Here is a 3936-nt window from a genome sequence, read left to right as displayed (position 1 = left end):
GCCGCGGGCGGGCGCCGCGCGGGTGTGCACGGCCACGGGCTGCTGCTCTCGCGCACGCAGCCGCGCGCGGCCGAGCGCCTCCGCGCGCCGCTGTCGGAGCTGCAGGACCCCATCATCGACGCCTACCTCGACGCGCTGCCGGCCGGCGTCACGCCGCGCATCACGGCCTCGCGCACCGTGTTCGTGGCGGATGACAGGGCCGAGGCGCTGCGGTTCGCGGAGGTCGGGCTGCGGCGCGCCGCGGAGGGCTTCCGCCGCCAGGGCCAGACGATCCCGGGCGACGACCTCGACGACCTGATCGCCGCGCTCGACACCCACCTGGGCACGCCGGAGGAGGTGGCCGCCTCGCTCGCGGCCGACGCGACGCTGTCCCGCGCGACCGAGGTCGCGTTCCAGGTGCACTCGGTCGACGCGCCCCACGAGCACGTGCTGCGCTCGATCGAGCTGTTCGCCGCCGAGGTCGCCCCGGCACTCGGCTACGCCCTCACCCCGTCCCCCGCGGACACGACCCTCAAGGAGAACGCATGACCGACGACATCGTCGACCGCATCGCGGAGGTGACGCCGGGGCTCGACGCGCTGCGGCGGCGCCGTCCGATCACGCGCGAGCAGTTGCAGGCGAGCTTCGACGCGCTGTTCCGCCCCGTCTCGGTGCAGCACGCGTCGCAGGCCGAGCGCGAGCTGATCGCGGCCTTCGCGACCGGGCTCGCAGGCGCCGACGACCCCACCGCGCTGTTCTACGCCGACCGGGCGGAGGCCGCCGATCCCGAGCGCGCCGCGGTGGTCAGGGCCGAGCTGGCCGGGGCCGCCGCCACCGGTCCGTTCGGCGCGTACACCGAGGCCGGGCTCCAGGGGGAGAGCACCGACGGGCTGAGGTATGCGCCGGACGCCGCCGCCACGGACGCTCTGGGCGGGCGAATGGCCGCCGCGCTCGCCCACGCGCACCTGCTGGTGCTGCGGCCGCGCGAGGCCTCGGCCGCCGACCTGGGCCGCCTGCTCGACGCGGGGTGGATGCCCGACGGCATCGTCACGGTGTCGCAGCTCGTGTCGTTCCTGGCGTTCCAGCAGCGCGTCGTGACCGGGCTCCGCGTGCTCGCCGCCGCCGGACTCGCGACCGCCACCACCGACCCCACCGCCGCGTCCACCGAGGAGGAGGCCGCATGACCACCACCGACACCACCGATCCCGCCACCACCGAGCCCACCACCACCGACACCACCGACACCACCGAGCCCGCCACCGCCGACACCGTGCTCCGACACGACGACGCCCCGCACCCGCACGGGTTCACGCGCGCCGAGGTCGGGTGGACGCCGCACCTGCCCCCGCTCGCGGAGGACGAGTTGACCGAGCGGCACTTTGACGGCCTGGTCGACGCCGCTCGCGCCAAGAACGACTACTTCCGTCTGCTCGCGCGCGACCCCGAGGTGCTCCGGGCGCGCACCCTGGTCGACAAGGACATCTTCTACAACGTCGCCGACGGACTGCCCAGGGCCGATCGTGAGCTGGCGGCCACCGCGGCCTCGCGGCGCAACGGCTGCGTGTTCTGCGCCTCGGTGCACTCGCGCTTCGCGGCGCATCACAGCAAGCGGCAGGACGACGTGGACCGGCTGCTCGACGTGGGCGTGTCCGCCGACCTCGGCGAGCGGTGGAACGCGATCGTCGCGGCCTCCGTCGCGCTGACCGAGACGCCCAGCGCGTTCGGGCCCGACCACATCGCGCTCCTGCGATCCGCGGGGCTCGACGACGGCGAGATCGCCGACGTGGTGCACGGCGCCGCGTTCTTCAACTGGGCGAACCGGCTGATGCTGTCGCTCGGCCGCCCCGTGGCTCCGGCCTGAGCCGGGCGGCCCCGGCTCTGGCACCAGGGTGATGGCTACGGCACCAGAATGATCTTGCCCGAGGCGGCGCCGGATTCCATGAGCTCATGGGCCCGCGCCGCCTCGGCGAGCGGGAGCTCCGGACCGAGCTCGATCGTGAAGTCGCCCGATGCGAGCAGCTCCACGGTCTTCTCCAGGGCTTCGGCGCGCCAGGCGAGCTCCTGCTCCGTGAGCGGGACGGGGGAGCCGCCCGAGAACGCGCGGATGCCGAAGTCGGCCGCGTCGGGGCCGCGCACGATCGTGGCGATGCGGTCGCGGTCGGGCACCAGGGCGAGCGAGGTCTCGATGGCCTCGTCCGTGCCCGCGCAGTCGAGCGCCACCGTGACGGGCGACGGAGCGGCCGCGCGCACGCGGTCGAGCAGGCCGTCTCCGTATGCGACGGGGAGGGCACCGAGCTCGCGCAGCTGCTCGTGCCGGGCGGGGCTCGCGGTGGCGATCACGGTCGCGCCGCCGGCCACCGCGAACTGCACCGCCGCCTGACCCACCGAGCCGGAGCCGCCGTGCACCAGGAGCACGTCGCCCGCGGTCACGCCGAGCGAGCGCAGCGCCTGATACGCGGTGCCGGCGGGGATGCCGATCGCGGCGCCCTCGGCAGCGGTCACCGCGTCGGGGAGCTTCACCAGCTTGTCGGCCTCGACCGCGAGCGCCGAGGCGTACGTGCCGACCGTGTCACGGATCGCGACGCGGTCGCCCACCTCCAGCCCGTCGACGCCCTCGCCGAGCACCTCCACCACGCCCGCGCCGTCGAAGCCGACGCCCCGCGGTTCGGTGATCGGCGGTGACGGACGCTTGCCGCTGCGCAGCTTCGCGTCGATGGGGTTCGCGCCGGCGGCCTCGATGCGCACCACGGCCTCGCCGCGCACGGCGACGGGATCGGGCACCTCCATCAGGTGCAGGACATCGGGGGAGCCGAACTCGGTGTAGACGATCGCGCTGGCCATGTCCCCAGGCTACCCGGGGAGGACACGGTCAGCGCCGGGACCGGATCAGCGCCGGGTCAGGATCAGCGCCCGGTCAGGATCAGCGCCCGGTCAGGATCAGCGCCCGGTCAGGATCACCGCCCGGGGAGGACACCGTCAGCGCCCGGGCAGGATCAGCGCCCGGACAGGACCAGCGCCCGGACCGGATCAGCGCCCGGACCGGATCACCGCCCGGACAGCGCCTTCATGATCCGCTGCGGCGAGACCGGCTGCGCGGTGCCGAGGCGCTGCGCGAACACGCTCACGCGGTACTCCTCCAGCAGCCACCGCACCTCCACCAGCGTCGGCGGCGCGTCGGTCGGCAGCGGGATCGTGCCGCCCGCCTCGGTGAACGCGGTCGCCATGCGCTCGAACTCGGTCAGCCGCGCCCGGTCCTTGCCCGGCTCGTTCGCCAGCGTCTTCAGGCGGTCGAGCATGCCGTCGAGGTAGCGGGGGTAGTGCGCGAGCCGGTCGATGCCCGCCGCCGACACGAACCCGGGGTGCAGCAGACCGCTCAGCTGCGTGCGGATGTCGTTCAGCGGTCCGAGCAGTGCCAGGGAGTTCTGCGCCTTGATGCCCCGCTCGACCTCGCGCGCCTTGACCAGGATCCGCGCCACCAGGGACACGGCGGCGAACAGCTCGTCCACGAGCACCGCCGACACCGCCTCCCGGACGCGGGCGAACTCGGCCTCCGTGCGCACGATCCCGCGACCGGCGCCGTCCGGCCCTCCGGTCGACGCGTCGATCACGCGGCGGGCGACCGCGGCCCTGGCGTCTTCGATCAGCGCCGCGGCGGAGGGATACGGCGACGCCGCGAGCGCCAGCTTCTCCTGGCTCGTCAGATGCTCCTGCACGTACGACGACGGCGAGGGCACCGTGAGCAGCACCAGCCGGAGCACGCCGTCCCTGGTCGCGGTCGCGGCGGCCTCCGCGGTCGCCTCCACGCGTACGGAGACGCTCTTGCCTGCGTCGACGATCGCCGGGTAGCCGCGCACGACGCCGCCGGCGACCCGGGTGTCGAGCACCTCGGGCAGGTCGCCGAAGGTCCACGCGGTCAGCCCGGTCTGCTCCACCGGGGCGGCCGCGACGCGCTCGGCG

Annotated in this window: 5 protein-coding genes; 3 read left to right on the top strand and 2 right to left on the bottom strand. The window is 74.7% G+C overall.

Features of this window, described 5'->3' with window-relative positions; all coding sequences use genetic code 11:
* The 3 genes from DW299_RS07940 to DW299_RS07930 form a co-directional block, all read left to right on the top strand.
* A partial coding sequence (locus DW299_RS07940; protein ID WP_446724792.1) for an LLM class flavin-dependent oxidoreductase occupies positions 1-528 on the top strand: 528 nt, incomplete at its 5' end.
* Positions 525-1163 (top strand): CMD domain protein, encoded by a 639-nt coding sequence (locus DW299_RS07935; RefSeq protein ID WP_136036271.1) that lies wholly within the window; start codon positions 525-527, stop codon positions 1161-1163. The genes DW299_RS07940 and DW299_RS07935, both read left to right, overlap by 4 nt.
* The gene (locus DW299_RS07930) at positions 1160-1840 is read left to right on the top strand and encodes an alkylhydroperoxidase domain protein (protein WP_136036270.1); all 681 of its coding nucleotides are present in this window, start codon (positions 1160-1162) and stop codon (positions 1838-1840) included. Before DW299_RS07935 ends, DW299_RS07930 begins: the two co-directional genes overlap by 4 nt.
* Positions 1841-1875: 35 nt before the next feature.
* On the opposite strand, the gene DW299_RS07925 is transcribed toward DW299_RS07930, so the two are convergent.
* Positions 1876-2820 (bottom strand): quinone oxidoreductase family protein, encoded by a 945-nt coding sequence (locus tag DW299_RS07925; RefSeq protein WP_136030971.1) that lies wholly within the window; start codon positions 2818-2820, stop codon positions 1876-1878.
* 203 nt (positions 2821-3023) lie between these two features.
* A partial coding sequence (locus DW299_RS07920) for a DUF3418 domain-containing protein (RefSeq protein WP_136036269.1) occupies positions 3024-3936 on the bottom strand: 913 nt, incomplete at its 5' end.

Source organism: Microbacterium sp. K35, assembly GCF_004794375.1.
Taxonomy (GTDB): Bacteria; Actinomycetota; Actinomycetes; order Actinomycetales; family Microbacteriaceae; genus Microbacterium; species Microbacterium sufflavum.
The sequence above is the reverse complement of the archived record's forward strand: the minus strand, read 5'-3'. Positions and strand labels throughout refer to the sequence as shown.